The organism is Planosporangium thailandense, from assembly GCF_011947195.1.
Taxonomy (GTDB): domain Bacteria; phylum Actinomycetota; class Actinomycetes; order Mycobacteriales; family Micromonosporaceae; genus Planosporangium; species Planosporangium thailandense.
In genome coordinates, this window is record NZ_JAATVY010000004.1 from 279,309 (window position 1) to 296,840 (window position 17,532).

A 17,532-nucleotide genomic window follows, 5' to 3' on the forward strand; every position below is an offset into this window, starting at 1 on the left:
GCGGGGTCCACGATGGGCGCACCGCGCCCGGAGCCGGCCCTCACGCTGCGCGTATATACGCGGCTGATCTCGTCACGGAGCGCACCCGTGCAGCGATAGATAACCTACTCGGTGCCATCATGAGCCAGATGTCTCCGGACACGAACGGGGCGTCCTCAACTCGATACAACGCCAGGAGGCGTGCCATGAACCGGCTCGAACGCGACGCGGCGTCTGTGTGGCACCCGTTCACTCAGAACAGCCCGTGGCACGGCGATCGGCGTACCGTCATCTCCCGGATCGGCGGGTCTTGGCAGTACGGCGTGGACCGCAACCGGGTCCTCGGCACGGCGTCGCCGGCTGCCGTCGCGGCGGGCCGCGCCGCGGCGACCGTACCCGGTGCCACGAAGGAGCCGCAGCTGCCGCCGCCCAACCCCGACGAGCCCGGCGGCCCGGGCCCGACCGACCCCGAGGGGCCGACCGACCCCAAGCCGACCGACCCGACCGACCCGACCGGCCCCGACCAGCCGCCCGCGGTCAGCCGGGCGAAAGCGGCAGCGGGCGAGGTGACCGCGTGACGGCCGAACTCAGCATCGCGGCCGGCTGGCTCGACGACCTCACGGCTGCCGCGGCCGACCGGGAGGCCGCCGGGCTACGGCGTGAGCTGCGCCCGCACGGGCCCGCGGATGAGGTCGTCGACCTCGCCGGCAACGACTACCTCGGCCTGGCGACCCACCCGACGGTCGTCGAGGCGGCGGTGGACGCGGTCCGGGCGTACGGTCTCGGCGCCACCGGCTCACGGCTCGTCCGTGGCTCCACCCGCGCCCACGCCGACCTGGAGGCCGGCCTGGCCGACTGGCTGGGCACGCAGACCGCCCTGGTGTACTCGTCGGGCTTCCTCGCCAACGTGGGCGCGGTCCGGGCGCTCGCCCGCCCCGGCACCCTGATCGTCTCCGACGCGCACAACCATGCGTCGCTTGTGGACGGCTGCCGGACGGCGAAGGCCGGAAACGACGGCGTACAGACCGTCGTGACCCCGCACGCCGACGTCTCGGCGGTACGCGACACGCTCGCCGCCCACCCCGGCCGCCCGGCGCTGGTCATCACCGAGTCGGTGTTCTCCGTCGACGGCGACCTCGCGCCGCTGGCGGCGCTGCACGCCGTCTGCCGGGAGTTCGGCGCCCTCCTGCTCGTCGACGACGCCCACGCCGTAGGGCTGCTCGGGCCGCGGGGCGCCGGTGGGGTCGCGGCCGCCGGTCTCGCCGGCGAACCGGACATCGTCGTGACCGCCACCCTGTCGAAGTCGTTCGGCGCGGCCGGTGGCCTGGTCGCCGGGCCGGCCCAGCTGCATCGGCACCTGGTCGACACCGGCCGCACCTTCATCTACGACACGGCGCTGCCGCCCGCGGTGGCGGCCGGCGCTGCCGCCGCGCTGCGCCTGATCGCCGCCGCTGCCGGGGACGAGCTGCGCGCCGAGCTCGCCGACCGGGCCGGGTACGCGACGGCCCGGCTGCGGGCGGCGGGCCTGGAGGTGCCCACGCCGTCCGCCGGGGTCCTGTCGGTCACCGCCCCCGGGCCGCAGCAGGCCGTCGGGTGGGCCGCCGCCTGCCGGGCGCGCGGCGTGGCCGTCGGCTGCTTCCGGCCGCCGTCCACCCCGGACAGCCGCTCGCGACTGCGGCTTACGATCAATGTCGGAGTGGCGCGCGACGACTTCGAGCGCGCCGTTGATGTGATCCTCGAGGAGCGCCCATGACACCATGGCGGGGGCCGGTCATCGTGACGGGCACCGACACCGGAGTCGGCAAGACCATCGTGACCGCCGCGATCGCCGCCGCCGCCACCCAGTCCGGGCTCCGGGTCGCCGTCGTCAAACCCGGCCAGACCGGTGTCGCGGACGGTGAGGAGACCGACGCCGAGGCCGTGCAGCGGTTCGCCGCGCCGGCGACCGTCCGTACCCTCGCCTCGTACCCCGACCCCCTCGCCCCGCTGACGGCCGCCCGGGTCGCCGGGCTCGCGCCCCTCGTGCTCGCCGACGTGCTCACGGCCGTCGAGGAGCTCGCCGCCGACCACGAGCTGGTCCTCGTCGAAGGGGCCGGCGGGCTGCTCGTACAGCTGGGTGACGGCGGCTGGAGCATCGCCGACCTGGCCATCGCGCTCGGCGCGCCGGCGGTCGTGGTCGCCCGTGCCGGGCTCGGCACGCTCAACCATGTCGCGCTGACCCTCGAAGCGCTCGACCGGCGCGAGATCCCGGCCGCGGTCGTGATCGGGTCGTGGCCCGCGCAGTCCGAGCTGGTGCACCGCACCAACCTGGAGGACCTGCCGACGGAGCTCGCCGGGATCGTGCCGGACGGGGTCGGCGGATGGCAGCCGGCCCGGTTCCGCGAGCGCGTCACCGACTGGCTGGCTCCGGAACTGTACGGCGCCTTCGACGCCGAGAAGTTCCGGAGCGCAGCCTCGTCGGTCTAGCTTCCTTTAGCGGGTCGGTTCCCGTTTACGGAGTCGGCTCCCGGTTACGGAGTCGGCTCCCAGCCCGGCATCGGGTACGCGGCCAGCAGCTCCCGTACCTGGGCTGCGATGTTGTCCAGGGTGGCCTCGTCGTCCTTGGCCGCCGCGTCGACCGCCTCGGAGATCCAGGCCGCGACCTGCGGCATCTGCGCCTCGGTGAGCCCCCGCGTGGTTAGCGCGGGCGTACCGAGCCGCAGCCCGGACGGGTCGAACGGCTTGCGCGGGTCGTACGGGACGGTGTTGTAGTTGGTCTCGATGCCGGCGCGGTCGAGCGCGCGGGCCACCGGCTTGCCCCCGATACCTTTGTTGGTCAGGTCGATCAGGAGCAGGTGGTTGTCGGTGCCGCCGGTGACCAGGTCGAAGCCGCGCTCGGTCAGCGCGGCGGCCAGGGCCTTGGCGTTCGCGACGACCTGGTGGGCGTAGCGGCTGAAGTCGGGCGTCGAGGCCTCCTTCAGCGCGACCGCGATGCCGGCGGTGGTGTGGTTGTGCGGGCCGCCCTGCAGGCCGGGGAAGACCGCCTTGTCGATCGCCTTGGCGTGCTCGGCCGTGGTCATGATCATGGCGCCGCGCGGGCCGCGCAGCGTCTTGTGCGTGGTCGTCGTGATCACGTCGGCGTGCCCGACCGGCGAGGGGTGCGCGCCACCGGCGATCAGACCCGCGATGTGGGCGATGTCGGCGACCAGGACGGCCCCGACCTCCCGGGCGATCTCGGCGAACGCCGGGAAGTCGATCGTGCGCGGGATCGCCGTGCCACCCGCAATCAGGATCTTCGGCCGTTCCCGGCGGGCCAGGTCGCGGACCTGGTCCAGGTCGATGCGGCCGTCCTCGCGGCGTACCTCGTAGCGCACCGGGCGGAACCAGGCGCCGGTCGCCGAAACGCCCCAGCCGTGGGTCAGGTGACCGCCCATCGGCAGCGACAGGCCCATGACCGGGTCGCCGGGCTGGGCGAACGCCAGGTAGACGGCGAGGTTGGCCGGCGAGCCGGAGTACGGCTGGACGTTGGCGTGCTCGACGCCGAACAGCGCCTTCGCCCGGTCGATCGCGAGCTGCTCGATCTGGTCGATGAAGAGCTGGCCCTCGTAGTAGCGCTTACCCGGGTACCCCTCGGAGTACTTGTTGGTCAGCACCGAGCCGGTCGCCTCGAGCACGGCGGGGGAGACGTAGTTCTCCGATGCGATCATCCGCAGGACGTCGTGCTGGCGTCGCGCTTCACCTTCGACCAGCGCGGCCAGTTCCGGGTCTTGCGCGGTCAGGTGCGGGATCGGTGGGAGATGCATGAGGGCCCCTCCAGGCAGGCTCGGCCGAGGACCGGACACCCAGGCGCGCGGTGTCGCAATCGAGGTCGCTCCCCGGTGGTCGGTTCCACCTTTTGCATGCGCCAGTCACGAGTACCCCTCGATCTTAGCCGGGGGTCCGTAAGGTTTCGCACGTGAGAATGCGGACCTGCGCCGTGCTGGCGGCGCTGCTGGCGATCGGCGGCTGTTCGGCGGGCACAGCGAAGGCCTCCTGGAAGACTCCGGCGTCCGCCGGCGCGGGCCACGGCGTGGCCGCCTCGCCTTCCCCGTCGCCGTCGCTTTCCCCGTCGCCGTCGCGCAGCGGGGACATCACGCTCGAGTTCGCCGGCGACGTGCACTTCGCCGACCGTACGGCCAAGCTGCTGGCCGACCCGGCCACCGCCTTCGGTCCGATCGCCTCGGTGTTCAAGGACGCTGACGTCGCCATGGTCAACCTGGAGACGTCGGTCACCGACCGGGGTACCCCCGAGCCCAAGGAGTTCCACTTCCGGGCGCCCGCCACGGCCTTCGACGCGGTCCGCGCCGCCGGCGTGGACGTCGTCACGGTCGCGAACAACCATGCGCTGGACTACGGACGTACCGGGCTCGCCGACACCCTCGACGACGCCCACAAGGCCGGGGTACCGGCGATCGGCGCCGGCCAGAACGCCACCGAGGCGTATGCGCCGTGGGTGACCACGGTCCGGGGTACCCGCATCGCCTTCGTCGCCGTCAGCCAGATCCACGAGCTCGAGAGCAGTTGGGCCGCCACCGACAACCGGTCCGGTATCGCCATGGCCTCCGACGTCGCCCGCTCGATCGCCGCGGTGCGCGCCGCGCGGGCGCAGGCCGACGTGGTCATCGTGTACGTGCACTGGGGCCAGGAAGGAAACGACTGCCCAACCGGCGAGCAGAAGACCTTCGCGGCCCGCATGGCCGAGGCCGGCGCCACCGCCGTCGTGGGTACCCATGCCCACCTGCTGCTCGGCGACGGCATGATCGGCAAGACCTATGTCGCGTACGGGCTGGGAAACTTCCTGTGGTGGCGCGACGACGCGTTCAGCAACGACACGGGAGTGCTGCGCCTGACCTTGCACGGCGGCGCGGTGAGCCGTTCGGAGCTGGTACCCGCGTCCATCTCGAGGGACACCGGCCAGCCGCTGCCGGTCAGCGGCGGGGAAGCGGACCGGATTGTGAAAAAGTACGCCGATCTGCATTCGTGTACGGGGCTGGCGCCGGCTCCGCGCGGGTGACGCGGGGCGCTCCCCAACGCGACCTGCCTGTACTGAGCTGATCTTGCTGGTGGTATCGGTCACAAGACAGGCGACTGCGGCGGCGGGTGGTGCAGCGGCTGGTGCGGCGGCTGACAAGGTCGGCCGGTGGTCGGCCCGTGGTTGGCCGGGCTGCGCCAATGTGCGGGGCCGGCCATGTTTTCCCTGGTCGCGGTGCATCTCGGTGGCCTCCGCCTGGGTTTCGGAGCCCTGCTGATCGGGGTGCGCGACGCGCCGAGGGGGGCCCGGTTTGGCAGTGGGGGCTCGACTGGGCTAAAGTTCTCATCCGTCGCCGGGAACACACGGTGACGGTGCGGACGTAGCGCAGTTGGTAGCGCATCACCTTGCCAAGGTGAGGGTCGCGGGTTCGAGTCCCGTCGTCCGCTCGGAGGCCGCCAGATAATCTCGAGGCGACGCCCCGGTGGAGTGGCCGAGAGGCGAGGCAACGGCCTGCAAAGCCGTGTACACGGGTTCAAATCCCGTCTCCACCTCGAGAGTGAGTACACGGGGGCTCAACAAACGCAAGACCCAGGGCGATTGGCGCAGTGGGAGCGCGCTTCCTTGACACGGAAGAGGTCACTGGTTCAAACCCAGTATCGCCCACCAGATAAAACCGCAGGTAGGCGGCTCGTTACCGAGATCAAGGTAACGAGCCGTTCTGCTTTTGTGCATTACAAGTGGAGCAAATGTGGAGCACGTGATCGTTTTGCGGCTCCGCCGTCTTGTGTAGGGCGATTTCTGGTCGTCGATGTGCCGGCTGGCTGCTGGGTAGCCCGTGGGGGCGTGCGGGCGGCTGTGGCCGGGTGACGGCGGCGGGGCGGCGCGTTGGCGCCGCCCCGACCGGTCGTTGGTGGTCAGGCCGCGATGGGTGGGTTGGCGGTGCGGCCGGGCTGGTGGGCCTCCCAGCGGGCCTGGAGGGCGTCGACGATGCGTTGCCGCATGGCGGGGGTGACGTGGCTGTAGATGCCGCGGACCCCGGCCAGCCGGTGGCCGAGGCGTTGGGCCTGGGCGACTTCGGGGATGTCGTCTTCGATGAGCCAGGTTTTGTGCGTGTGGCGGAGGTCGTGGAAGTGCATCCCGGCGATGACCGGCGGCAGGCCGTTGCGCTGGTTGCCGTTGACCGCGGGGCCGAACACGCGGCGGGACATCGACGAGCGGCGGAGCAGGCCGCCGCGGGCGCCGCAGAAGACCTGGTCGTGATCGTGACCGTCGAGAACCTGGCGGAGCAGGCCGACCAGGAACGGCGGGATGTGGACGTCGCGGGCGGAGTCGGGGGTCTTGGGCGGGCCGAGGTAGAGCTCGCCGGCGACCTCGTGCAGGGCGCCGACTTTCGGGTCGACGCGCAGCATCCCGTCGTCGAGGTGGGTGTTGGTGCGGGCGAGGCCGGCGAGTTCGCCCCAGCGCATGCCGGTGTACGCGGCGGTGATGACGAGGATCTGGTCGCTGAACCGGTCGATGCGGGAGGCGATCTCGTTGACCTGCGCGGGGGTCGCGTGCGGCCGTTCGTCCGCGCGTCGGGTGATGACCTTGACGCCGTGGCAGGGGTTGTAGGGGATGCGCCGGTCGATGACGGCCTCGCGCATCAACAGGCTGAATAGTGACATGACGCTGGCGACGCTGCTGTCGGCCAGGTGTTGTTTGAGGTGTTTGACGAAGACCTTGACCGACTGGCGGGTGATCTGGTTGAGCGGGGTGTCGCCGAAGCGGGGCAGGATGTGGTTGCGCAGATGGCTGCGGTAGGCCGCCCACTTGGCCGGGCCGGCGATGTGGCCGGGTTCCCAGATGGCGACCCATTCGGCGAGGGTGATCCGGCCGAGGGCGGGGTCGAGGTAGGTGTCGAGGGCCTGTTCGACCTCGACCTGCTTGCAGCGCAGTTCGGCGGCGGCCTTGGTGGGGTGCCAGGAGTCGGTGCCGACGGTGCCGTCGGCGAGCCGGTACCGGACGCGGTAGCGGGCGGTGCGTTTTTCTATCCAGGCACCCTGCGGCCAGTTCGCTCATCTCGCCGGCGGCAGCCATCACCAGGTTTTCAGAGTGTGGAACTGGCCCCAGTTCCATTCATCTGCGAATGTACGTAGACGTTGGACAAGATCGCCAATAGGTGGCACGAGCAGGAGAGTACCCAGATGCAGGACCGCATGCTGGCACCGGACAAGTGGCTGACCTTCGCAAGGGGCTCACTGCTCGGCTTGATTCTGGGGGATGCGGTTGGGGCAGTGAACGGCGAGGTGCCGCCGACCGGGCAGCTACACGCAAAAGCCGGAGGGCAACTCGCCTGCTTGACGACAGAAGGCTTGATTCGGGCTGACGTCCGAATGTCGCACAAGGGCATCTGTCATCCGCCTGGGGTGGTTTGGCATGCATACCGTCGCTGGGCGGCCATGCAGGGCCTCATCGCCCACGCGGAGGAAGCGGACGGCAACCCTCTCGGCTGGCCGGACGGCTGGCTCGCCGATGTGCCTGTCCTCAAAGAGAAGCGCGGCACCGCGCCCACCACGGTCAAAGCACTGCGCGAGAACAGACCAGGTACTGTTACCGCGCCAATTGGCACCAGCATCGGGGCGCATGCCTGCACCCGCGCGCTGCCGGTGGGGCTATTCAGCCCATTACCGATTGCTGTTGAACTGGCGGCAGAGATCGCGGCCTTGACGCACCGCGGCGAAGCTGTCGTCGCCGCCGCAATCGGCGCCGGCACGGTACGCATGATCGGGGAAGGCCACCGCCTTGAACAAGCGTATGCGCTGGCACGATCGAGAGTAGACACAGCAGTCCGTCCGCAGGTTTACGCCGACGTTCCCATCCTTTTCGACGCCATGAAAGCGGCCGGGGAGAACCCAGGTGACCTCACCCAGCTGAGGAACTTTGCCTCCAACGCCACGGCATTATCGGCGCTCGCCGGAGGCCTTTACACAGCAGCATCCTTCAGTGAACGCGGAGACATCCGCCAGGCACTGTGCTTCGCGGCGTCCGCAGGCGACGGCGGCCATGTCGCCACGGTCAGCGGAACGTTGCTCGGGGGTCTGCACGGTCCAGACGCGCTACCGATCGACTGGTTGTCGCGTACCGAATTGGTCTGGGTTGCTGACACCTTGGCCCGCGACCTTGTCCGACAAATCACCGAGCACCCTTCTGGGGGCGAATACAGCGAGGGCACCGATCCGTACTGGTGGAGTCGCTATCCCGGCTGGTGAGCTCGGAGGGTCAACCAACCACGAATCGGGCTGGCTCGCGTAGCGCTGTCAGCGCGTTCGGCAGATCGGAGAGCCGTGCAGCCAGGGTGGCCATGGCTAACAGCCGGGGCAGCGCCGAGTTGAACTTAGGCCGATGAGCGACCGCTCGTTGATCTCCGGCAGGTACACCGGCTGCCCACGTCCGACCTGCCTGCCTGCAGCTCATGGTGCCACAGGCCCCGCGGCTACTCGTCGTGGTCGATCAGCGCGACCGGGCCGCTCGCGGCGCGGACCGTCTCAGCTTCGGCAATGAGATGTTCATCCACCCGACGTGGGTGGAGCGGGTCGCTGCAGAACAGGAACGGAGTGGCCACGCCGATCAGGGTAGGCGGACACACGCAGGCTCATCGATGTGATTTCCCGGCCTCAGGCAGGCGCCGCGGCGTCGCACGGCAACGGACACGTGGGAGTGCGTGTTCATCTCGCCGTTGACCCCCGCCGTGCCGGGAGCACCGCGCCGCGGAGGGGGGGAGTGGATCACCGTGAAGACCTCAGGATCACTGCCCGATCGTCGACGTTGAGGACGTAGCCGTCGCCGAGGCGAGCCATGGGCGTGTCCCAGTGGACGTGGCCGCAGACTGTCAGCGCGGGTGGGTGGGCGCGCAGACGCGCACCGATAGCCGGGTTGCCGGGTTGGCCGGCTCGGTTGCCCGGAGGGCCCTCGTGCAGGACAAGGACGTCAGGGTTGCTGGCGAGCACGGCATCGATTGTCGCCAGCTGTAGATTCTCACTGCTGCATCCCGGCCGGGGTGGGTCGCCGGCGAAGCGGACAGCGCCGCGGTCGGCCCAAATGCCGTCCAGCAGCGCCGCCGTCGGGCCGAGGTCACGTAGATCGTCGGGTGACACGACATCGTGGTTGCCGGCCACCCCGATAATCCAGGGGCACCCGGCTGCCGCGAACGCCAGCCACACGTCGTCGACCGCGCCGGAGGCACCCTGGCCGGCCCACACCGACAGGTAGTCGGCCAGGGCGACGCCCAGCAGTACCGGTGAGCCGCCCCACGGCGACGCGGCGACCCCTTGCAGGTCCCCGTAACTAAGACCGCATCACAGCCGTCCGGCACGGTGGCAACGGCCAGCCGGCCCACCGTCAACCGCGCGGCCTCGGTCCCACCACCCGGACGCGCCCGCCGGTACCCGAGCTCGGTGACCGCCTCGACGCCCGGGCCGCTGATACGCATGTCGCTACCGTAGCCGCGAAGTCAGACGGCGGGGACGCCGCGAGAAGCGCGGTTGGGCGAGCACGGGCTACACCGACCAACGCTCGAGCCGCTGGCCCTCTGATTGTTGGGCTGTTGGCCAGTGCTCCATACGGTAGTGCTGTGTCGGCGCAGGTCGGCCCGGATCCAACCCGTGCCCGGATCGACGACTTGCGTTGCCGTAGGGGCACTGTTTGAAGATCTTTGTAACTGCTTCTTCCATTTCAGGGATCTTTTCCTTGCCCTTGTCTGGTTAATCCGATCTGTTTGTCGGCCGATTGGCTGATCTCGAGACACTGATAGACGATCTTCGTGTCGGCGGGATTGTTGATCTCTTCCCCCTGTGGCTCTAGCGTCCGGCCCAGCTTGTCGTTGGGTGGGGAGTTGTGGCATGGCCGGTCGATCGGGGCGTGGCGTCGTCGTACCTGTTTTCGGCAACACTGCCGGGCGTCGTCGCCGGTTGCGCCGGGCGGTCGCCTACGTGCTGGCGGCGACGGTGGCGGTGGGGTTGTCGCCGGCGGTGCCGGCGTTGGCCGCGCCGCCGGTGACGCCGCCGGATGTTCCGGATACGAAGTCGGTGCCGGTGTCGCCGGTGCCGGCCAAGGCTGCCGCGCCGGCCAAGATGCCGGAGTGGACGCCGCCGTCGGTGTCATGGCCGGCCGGTGGCGCGGCGGTGGTCGGGGTGGACACGGCGGCGGTCGGTGCCGCGCGGGCGGCGGTGCCGCCGGCCGGCGGGGCCGCTGGTGCCGCGCCGGCGGGCACGGGTACGCCGGGTCAACTGCCGGTGCGGGTGCGCGGTGCTGCCGGTGATGCGACGGGCAACGATCCGCAGACGCCGGCGCAGATGCGCGCGAACCTGGCCGCGGCGACCCCGCCCGGGTCGGTGCGGGTGCAGGTGGCCGGGCAGGACCTGGCCAAGCGTGCCGGGATCAACGGCGTCATCTTCGGCGTGTCGCGCGCCGACGGCGTCACCAGGTCGGGCCAGGCGGCCCTCGACGTGGACTATTCGGCGTTCGCCGGCGCGTACGGCGGCGACTACGCCGCACGGCTGCAGTTGGTGACCTTGCCGGGGTGTGTGCTGACCACGCCGGAGAACCCCGCCTGCCAGCAGACCACGCCGGTGCCCGGGGCGGTCAACATCCCGAGCGCGCACGTGGTGTCGGCCGACGCCGTGCCGGTCGCCGGCGACAGCCCGGCCGGAAGCTCCCCGTCGGCGTCGTCGGCGACCCCGCAGGCGACCACCAGCAATGCGACGGTGATGGCGGTGACGGCGTCGAACTCGTCGCAGGCCGGGGACTGGACGGCCACGCCGCTGTCGATGACGCAGTCCTGGGCGGCCGGCAAGCAGGCCGGGGACTTCACCTACTCCGTGCCGATGAAGGTGCCGACGCCGCCGGCGGGCCCGCAGCCGAACCTGGCGTTGTCGTACTCGGCGCAGTCGGTGGACGGCCGGACCGAGGCGAAGAACGCGCAGCCGTCGTGGGTGGGTGAGGGCTGGGACCTCACCCAGGGTTTCATCGAACGCAAGTTCCAAAGCTGCGCCGACGCCGGCAAGGGCACCGGCGACCTGTGCTACCTGTCCGACGACGTCACGATCAGCCTCAACGGGGTATCTAGCGACATCATCGTCGATGACAGCACGCATCAGTGGAAGCTGGTCGACGACCCAGGCTGGAAGGTCACGCGGAAGTTCGACGCTCCGGTTTCCGGCACGTACCTGACCGACAAGCGGGCCGAGTACTGGGTGGTCACCACCCAGGACGGCACCCAGTACTACTTCGGCCGCTCCAGCCGTCCAAGCGTGGACTCCGGTGATGCGCAGCAGTCGGTGTGGTCGGTGCCGGTCTACAGCACCCACAGCAGCTACCCCTGCTACAACGCGACCTGGGCCAACTCATGGTGTTGGCTAGCGTGGCGGTGGAACCTCGACTACGTCGTGGACCCGGCCGGCAACTCGATGTCGCTGTTCTACAAGCGGGAGGGGCACTACTACGCGGCCAACAACGGCACCAACCGGCTGTACGAGACCCGGGGCGGGTACCTGTCGCGTATCGAGTACGGCACCCGGGCCGGGCAGGAGGCCGCCGGGCCGGCGCCGGACAAGGTCATCTTCGACGTGGCAGTGCGCTGCACCTACCTCTACTCGTCGGGCAACTGCGAAGGCCATCCGGACAACTGGCCGGACACCCCGTGGGACAAATGGTGCGACGCCAGCAGCGCGTGTTCGTTGCAGTCACCGGTGTTCTGGACCGAGTGGCGGCTTGACCGGGTCACCACCGAAGTCCTCACCGACGCGACCACCAGCGCGTACCACCTGGTCGACCGGTGGACGGCCAGCCAGATCTATCCGGATCCCGGCGACAGCCTGTCGCCGACGCTGTATCACCCACACCGGCCTGGCCGGGGGCAGTCTCGACGAGCCAACGCTGACCTTCAACGGGCAGACCATGGCCAACCGGGCCGACTACAACCTGAGCAAGGGCGTCGAGTATCTGAACAAGTGGCGCATCAAACGGATCGACTCGGATGCCGGGTCGCAGACCACCGTGGACTACACCGGCGTCGACTGTACCCCGGCGATGCTGTCCGCCGGGCAGGTCGACCCGGCCCAGAATCCGTACCGCTGCTTCCCGCAACACATCACCTACGGCACCAGCCCTCCAGGGTGGGCCTGGTTCAACAAGTACCTCGTCGCCGACGTCAAAGTCGACGACATGACCGGCGGCAGCCCGGAAGAGGTATGGGCCTACAACTACGGCACGGCCGGATCGTCGACCAACGTGCTGTGGCACCACGACCACGACTACTTCGTACCGCTGCCGAACCGGTCCTGGAACGACTGGCGCGGCTACACCACCGTGTACACCTGGCACGGCAGCGGCGGCGAGCCGGTCACCTACACCACCGACCTGTACTTCCGCGGCATGAACGGCGACAGCACCGACACCACCCCCCGCACGGCGAAAATCACCGACAGCAACGGTACGACCCAGACCGACTGGCCCTACCTGACCGGGTTCCTACGCGAGCACATCGGCTACCAAAACGACGTCAGCCCGGCGTTGCCGGTCGCCAAGACGATCAACAACCCGTGGGGCTCCTACACCGCCCACCAGGCCGCCTTCGGCCCCTTCGACGCCACCATTGTGCGTACCTGGGACACCGACGGCTACACCTACATCGCGGCCAGCAAAAGCTGGCGGCACACCCACACCCGCAACACGATCGACACCACCTACGGCCTGACCACCTACGTCCAAAACGACGGTGACGTCGCCAGCAGCGGCGACGAGACCTGCACCACCATCTACTACGCCGGTCAGGACACGGCCCGGTGGCTGGTCGACTACGTGTACGAGCACATCACCACCGACTGCGCGGGCACCCCGGGCGACGGCGACTACCTGGCCGGCGACGCCACCTACTACGACGGCGCCAGCGGCAACTCCACGCCCACCACGGGCCTGCCGACCAAGACCCTGGCCATGACGTCGGTGACCGGCGGCACCCGCAACTGGGCCCAGACCGCGAAGACCGACTACGACGCCTACGGCCGCCCGGTCGCCGCCTACGACGCCCTCAACCGCAAGACCACCACCGCCTACACCCCGGCCACCGGCGGCCCAGTCACCGCCGTCACCGTCACCAACCCGGCCGGGTTCGACACCACCACCACCCTCGACAAGCAGCTCGGCGTGCCGCGGACCGTCACCGACCCCAACGGCAAGGTCACCACCGCCAACTACGACCCGCTCGGCCGGCTGCTCAAGGTGTGGCTGCCCGGCCGGCTCACCAGCGACACCCCCAACATCCAGTACGCCTACACGTTGCGCGCCACCGGCGCCAACGTGGTGGCCACCACCAAGCTCATCGGCTCGCCCAAGACACCGCAGCAGGTCACCTCCTACGCCCTCTACGACGGCCGGTTGCGGCTGCGCCAGACCCAGACCCCGGCCCCGCAGAGGTACGGCGGGCGGGTCATCACCGACGTCACCTACAACCGCAGCGGCCTGAAAGCCAAGGAATCGACCTTCTGGAACCACTCCGCGCCGTCGGACACGCTGCTGACCTACCTCGACTCCGACGTGCAAAACCAGCACCGCTACGCCTACGACACCCTCGGCCGGCAGACCTTCGACGGGCTGTACGCGGGCAATGTCTTCCAGTGGCAGACCACCGCCGCCTACGACGGTGACCGCACCATCGTCACCCCACCCGCCGGCGGCATCCCCACCACCACCCTGGTCGACGCCCTCGGCCGCACCACCAAACTCCAGCAGTACGCCTCCAGCGACGTAATTTCCACCGGCGACCCGCTCACGACCACCACCTACGGCTACGACCGGCTCGGCCGCCAGACCTCGGTCACCGACCAGGCCGGCAACAAGTGGACCACCAGCTACGACCTACGCGGCCGCGTCACCCAGACCACCGACCCGGACAAGGGCACCACCACGTCGACCTACGACGACGCCGGCCAGCTGCTGACCACCACCGACGCCCGCAACACCACCCTCGCCTACACCTACGACAACCTCGGCCGCAAGACCCAGCTGTGGCAGGGCGCGGTCAACACCGGCACGAAGCTGGCCGCCTGGACCTACGACACCCTCGCCGACGGCACCGTCGTCAACGGTCAGCCCGCCACCTCCAGCCGCTACAACAACGGCAACACCTACACCACCATGGTCACCGGCTACGACAACGCCTACCGACCCAAGGGTGTGACCGTGCGCATCCCCGGCGCCGAAACCGGACTGGCCGGCGACTGGACCACCAGTACCAGCTACAACATCGACGGCTCGGTGGCCTCCACGACCTATCCGGCCGCCGCCGGCCTCGGCGCCGAAACCGTCACCACCGGCTACGACACCACCGGCCTGCCGATCACCCTGGCGGGGCTGGACACCTACATCGCCGACACCAAGTACTACTACTTCGGCGCCGTCCAGTACCAGTTCCTCGGCACCGCACCCAAACAGGTACGGCTCACCACCGGCATCGACGACGCCACCCGCCGGCTGACCCAGGTGTCGACGGCCACCCAGACCCCCGACACCACCTTCGCCGAACAGCTCACCGAGAACTACACCTACAACCCCGGCGGCCAGGTCACCTCCATCAGCGAGACCACCGGCGGCGCCCTGGTGTCCAACCAGTGCTTCACCTACGACGGCCGTCACGAGCTCGCCGAGGCCTGGACCACCACCGCCACCACCTGCCAGACCTCGCCGTCGCAGTCGGCCGTCGGCGGCCCCGACCCGTACTGGGACAGCTACCGCTACGACACCACCGGCAACCGCACCAGCGACACCACCCACGCGACCACCGGCGACACCACCCGCACCTACACCTACCCAGCCGCCAAGGCCACCCGGCCCCACGCCGTCACCTCCATCGCCACGACCGGCGCGACCACCGGCACCAGCAGCTACGGCTACGACGCGGTCGGCGACACCACCACCCGCAACATCACCGGCAAACCCGGCCAAACCCTCACCTGGGACCCCGAAGGCCACCTGGCCACCCTCGCCGACAGCACCGGCACCACCTCCTACGTCTACGGCGCCGACGGCAACCGGCTTATCGCCCACGACGCCACCGGCACCACCCTCTACCTCGGGGGCACGGAGGTGCACCGGGACAAGACGGGTGCGGTCAGCGCCACCCGCTACTACGACACCGTGGCGGTCCGTACCGATCCCGGCAACCTCACCTGGCTTGCCGCCGACAGCCACGGCACCGGCGAACTCGCCATCAACTCAAGCGACCTCACCGTCACCCGCCGCAAAACCGACCCCTTCGGCAATCCGCGGGGTTCGCAGTCCACCTGGCCGACCACCCATGGGTTCATCAACGGCGTCACCGACCCCACGGGCCTGACCCACCTCGGCGCCCGCGAATACGACCCCGCCACCGGCCGCTTCATCTCCGTCGACCCCATCCTCGACGTCGCCGACCCCATCCAGATGAACGGCTACAACTACGCCAACAACAACCCCACCACCGCCAGCGACCCCAGCGGGCTCACCTCGCGCCCATGCCCCGACGGCGACTGCCGCCCCGACGCCCCTGGATACATCTGCCAACCCAGTTGCGCAGGCAACAACGGCGGGGGTGGTGGGTCCCAAGACAGCCCTGCCCAGCAGTACGACGGTCCAAATGGCACACACACCGTCGTGCGCAACGACGGTACAACCACCGTCAATGGAATAACTCTGCCAACTGACCACCCCGAAGCCATCGCCTTCTCCAAATACATCGACCAGGCTCGCAAAAAGTACCCCTTCCTCAATTCTGTCAACTACGAAAATGAGCTTCGGTTGATGCTGGCAGGCTGTGAACTGATGAACCTGGCCGGCGGCGCGTGCTCCGAGACGTTCTACTTGGGAATGTATAAACGTCTCGATGAAGCCGTCAATTTGACCTACCCGAAGGCGGGCGGAATATGGGCGAAGATGGCCCTGCCCTTCGCCGTTATGGTAGATGGGTCAGTCGGTTTCGGTAACGGCCGATTCAGTGGTGTCAAATCCGGTTCATGTAATAGCTTCGACCCGAGCACTCCCGTGCTCATGGCCGACGGCACCACCAAACCCATTAAAGACATTCAAATCGGCGATCGAGTGCAAGCCACCGATCCCACAACTCAAACCACTCATGGCGAGGAGGTCACGCAACTCCACCTCAACCACGACGCCGACCTCGCCGACGTCACCGTCGCAGCAGCCGACGGCACCCAGGCGGTGCTGCACACCACCCAGAATCACCCGTTCTGGGATGCCACAACCCAGCAGTGGACTTCAGCGGCAACGCTGCGGCCGGGGGACACGCTTCATGCCCCAGACGGTGACAATGTCCGGGTCGTGGCCGTCCGTAGCTTCGGCGGACTCCACGACATGCACAACCTCACCGTCAACGACCTCCACACGTACTATGTGATGGCCGGTAACACTCCGGTACTAGTACATAACGAAGGCGGGTGCGCTCCTCCGAACCTGTCGCCTGCTGGAGCTGGCCGGAGCGGTGCATTCAATCAGGCTAAGCGCGATTCTGGAATACCTACGAGTCAGTCGCCGAGTCGTGTACTCCCGAACGTCGACCGGAGAGGCAATCCGCAGCCTGGTACCATCTATGAATTCGAGGTGCCGGCTCCTGGTGGCGGTACGCGGACTATCAGAATCCGAGATGACTCTGCGGGGCACATATTCCCCGATGACCCATCGCAGAACCGTGGGCCGCACTTTAACACGGAGAATGGTGATCACTATGATTACTAGCCGTATCACTTTCCGTCGAGAAGTCGTGCATGAGTGGCCAATCTTCGCTTCCGACTCGGAGATCCCTAACACGGTCGGTGTGGCCTCTGTGGACGTGCGGCGGCAGGCCGACGAGTCGATCGGCTCAGCGGCGGCGGCTGCTGCGGCGATTCTTGGGGACGCTCTCAGTGAGATCATGAGGCCTGACCAGGGAAAACTGTCACTCGTGGCTCTAGGGCAACCTCTCACTCGGCCGAACCGTGTCACTGCCTACAACGCTGAGCGGGACAAGTTGTGGGCGGCATTCGAAAAGGCTGGGGTCGTGCTTCCGCATGGTAATAGTGCCGAGGTCGGCGTCACTCACTCTGATGACGTCAGGCAATTCGGCGGCGTCATCGAGTTTGCGATGACTGATCTTTCGGTCGCACTAGAGGTTACGCGGCGAGAGAACGCCGTTTGCATTGGTCGGATTGGTGAGCCGGATGACTTTGGTTGGGAACGGTTCTTGTTGTCCCTAGAACCAATACCGAAAGACTCCGTTGAGCTCCTCCGCGCGGCGGTTCGTCAGATTGCCGGTGGTCTTTTTGTTGTTCGGTCGTTCGGTCAGTTCGATGATGTTCTTGTTGGTGCTGAAGTTTTCGCGGAAAACAGCGTGATAGATCAGCTCGAAGCAGTTCTTGCGGTCACCGGCTAGTGTGACATGTTGTTGCGGTGCGTGGTGAGCTCGCGCTGGAGTGCGTCGGTGAGCGTGGTCGTTCGCCTGGGTTGCCGTCAGGGTTGCCGTCATCGTTCAGTGAGGTAGTCATCAGCCCTGGCCGCGA

General features: G+C 68.5%; 15 protein-coding genes, 3 tRNA genes and 1 riboswitch. Of the genes, 10 read left to right on the top strand and 8 right to left on the bottom strand.

From position 1 onward, the window contains the following. Positions 1 to 185 precede the first annotated feature (185 nt). From HC031_RS08965 to bioD, 3 genes are read left to right on the top strand one after another with little or no spacing between them, the layout of a single operon-like run. Positions 186 to 557 (top strand): hypothetical protein, encoded by a 372-nt coding sequence (locus tag HC031_RS08965; protein WP_167924516.1) that lies wholly within the window; start codon positions 186 to 188, stop codon positions 555 to 557. Beyond that, a complete protein-coding gene (locus HC031_RS08970) occupies positions 554 to 1,732 on the top strand; it encodes an 8-amino-7-oxononanoate synthase (RefSeq protein WP_420813620.1) in 1,179 nt (392 codons plus the stop codon). The genes HC031_RS08965 and HC031_RS08970 overlap by 4 nt, the downstream gene beginning before the upstream one ends. After that, complete coding sequence (bioD, locus tag HC031_RS08975) at positions 1,729 to 2,445, top strand: dethiobiotin synthase (protein ID WP_167924726.1); 717 nt, start codon at positions 1,729 to 1,731, stop codon at positions 2,443 to 2,445. Before HC031_RS08970 ends, bioD begins: the two co-directional genes overlap by 4 nt. Positions 2,446 to 2,489: 44 nt before the next feature. Here the strand turns inward: bioD and HC031_RS08980 are convergent, their stop codons facing one another. Beyond that, the gene (locus HC031_RS08980; protein WP_167924727.1) at positions 2,490 to 3,761 is read right to left on the bottom strand and encodes a serine hydroxymethyltransferase; all 1,272 of its coding nucleotides are present in this window, start codon (positions 3,759 to 3,761) and stop codon (positions 2,490 to 2,492) included. Between the two features lie 30 nt (positions 3,762 to 3,791). Continuing rightward, positions 3,792 to 3,880, bottom strand: a riboswitch (ZMP/ZTP riboswitch). A 39-nt stretch (positions 3,881 to 3,919) separates the two neighbouring features. Between HC031_RS08980 and HC031_RS08985 the strand changes: the two genes are divergently transcribed. The 4 genes from HC031_RS08985 to HC031_RS09000 all read left to right on the top strand — a co-directional run bounded on the left by HC031_RS08985 (position 3,920) and on the right by HC031_RS09000 (position 5,635). Further along, a complete protein-coding gene (locus tag HC031_RS08985; RefSeq protein WP_167924890.1) occupies positions 3,920 to 5,011 on the top strand; it encodes a CapA family protein in 1,092 nt (363 codons plus the stop codon). Between the two features lie 331 nt (positions 5,012 to 5,342). Next, positions 5,343 to 5,415, top strand: a tRNA-Gly gene (locus HC031_RS08990). A gap of 34 nt (positions 5,416 to 5,449) precedes the next feature. Beyond that, positions 5,450 to 5,520: transfer RNA gene (locus HC031_RS08995), tRNA-Cys, on the top strand. Positions 5,521 to 5,560: 40 nt separating this feature from the next. Further along, positions 5,561 to 5,635 (top strand) — tRNA-Val (locus HC031_RS09000). A gap of 248 nt (positions 5,636 to 5,883) precedes the next feature. Here the strand turns inward: HC031_RS09000 and HC031_RS09005 are convergent. After that, positions 5,884 to 6,999, bottom strand: coding sequence for a site-specific integrase (locus HC031_RS09005; RefSeq protein WP_167924891.1), 1,116 nt, complete (start codon positions 6,997 to 6,999; stop codon positions 5,884 to 5,886). Between the two features lie 108 nt (positions 7,000 to 7,107). Between HC031_RS09005 and HC031_RS09010 the strand changes: the two genes are divergently transcribed. Then, entirely contained in the window at positions 7,108 to 8,217 is a 1,110-nt protein-coding gene (locus HC031_RS09010; RefSeq protein WP_167924728.1) for an ADP-ribosylglycohydrolase family protein, read from the top strand. A gap of 224 nt (positions 8,218 to 8,441) precedes the next feature. On the opposite strand, the gene HC031_RS33830 is transcribed toward HC031_RS09010, so the two are convergent. The 6 genes from HC031_RS33830 to HC031_RS09035 form a co-directional block, all read right to left on the bottom strand. Next, positions 8,442 to 8,570: a hypothetical protein gene (locus HC031_RS33830; RefSeq protein WP_277349653.1), complete on the bottom strand. Its 129-nt coding sequence runs from the start codon at positions 8,568 to 8,570 to the stop codon at positions 8,442 to 8,444. Between the two features lie 163 nt (positions 8,571 to 8,733). Beyond that, a complete protein-coding gene (locus HC031_RS09015) occupies positions 8,734 to 9,207 on the bottom strand; it encodes a metallophosphoesterase family protein (protein ID WP_205862457.1) in 474 nt (157 codons plus the stop codon). Positions 9,208 to 9,932: 725 nt separating this feature from the next. After that, the gene (locus HC031_RS09020; protein WP_205862458.1) at positions 9,933 to 10,217 is read right to left on the bottom strand and encodes a hypothetical protein; all 285 of its coding nucleotides are present in this window, start codon (positions 10,215 to 10,217) and stop codon (positions 9,933 to 9,935) included. A 273-nt stretch (positions 10,218 to 10,490) separates the two neighbouring features. Beyond that, the gene (locus HC031_RS09025) at positions 10,491 to 10,817 is read right to left on the bottom strand and encodes a hypothetical protein (protein ID WP_167924730.1); all 327 of its coding nucleotides are present in this window, start codon (positions 10,815 to 10,817) and stop codon (positions 10,491 to 10,493) included. Beyond that, entirely contained in the window at positions 10,818 to 10,973 is a 156-nt protein-coding gene (locus HC031_RS09030) for a hypothetical protein (protein WP_167924731.1), read from the bottom strand. A 471-nt stretch (positions 10,974 to 11,444) separates the two neighbouring features. Further along, positions 11,445 to 11,588: a hypothetical protein gene (locus tag HC031_RS09035; protein WP_167924732.1), complete on the bottom strand. Its 144-nt coding sequence runs from the start codon at positions 11,586 to 11,588 to the stop codon at positions 11,445 to 11,447. Positions 11,589 to 11,902: 314 nt separating this feature from the next. On the opposite strand from HC031_RS09035, the gene HC031_RS09040 reads away from it, so the two are divergent. Continuing rightward, positions 11,903 to 16,732 (top strand): polymorphic toxin-type HINT domain-containing protein, encoded by a 4,830-nt coding sequence (locus HC031_RS09040; protein WP_167924733.1) that lies wholly within the window; start codon positions 11,903 to 11,905, stop codon positions 16,730 to 16,732. 79 nt (positions 16,733 to 16,811) lie between these two features. Further along, positions 16,812 to 17,405, top strand: a complete 594-nt coding sequence (locus HC031_RS09045; RefSeq protein WP_167924734.1) for a hypothetical protein — start codon at positions 16,812 to 16,814, stop codon at positions 17,403 to 17,405. Positions 17,406 to 17,532: the final 127 nt, after the last annotated feature.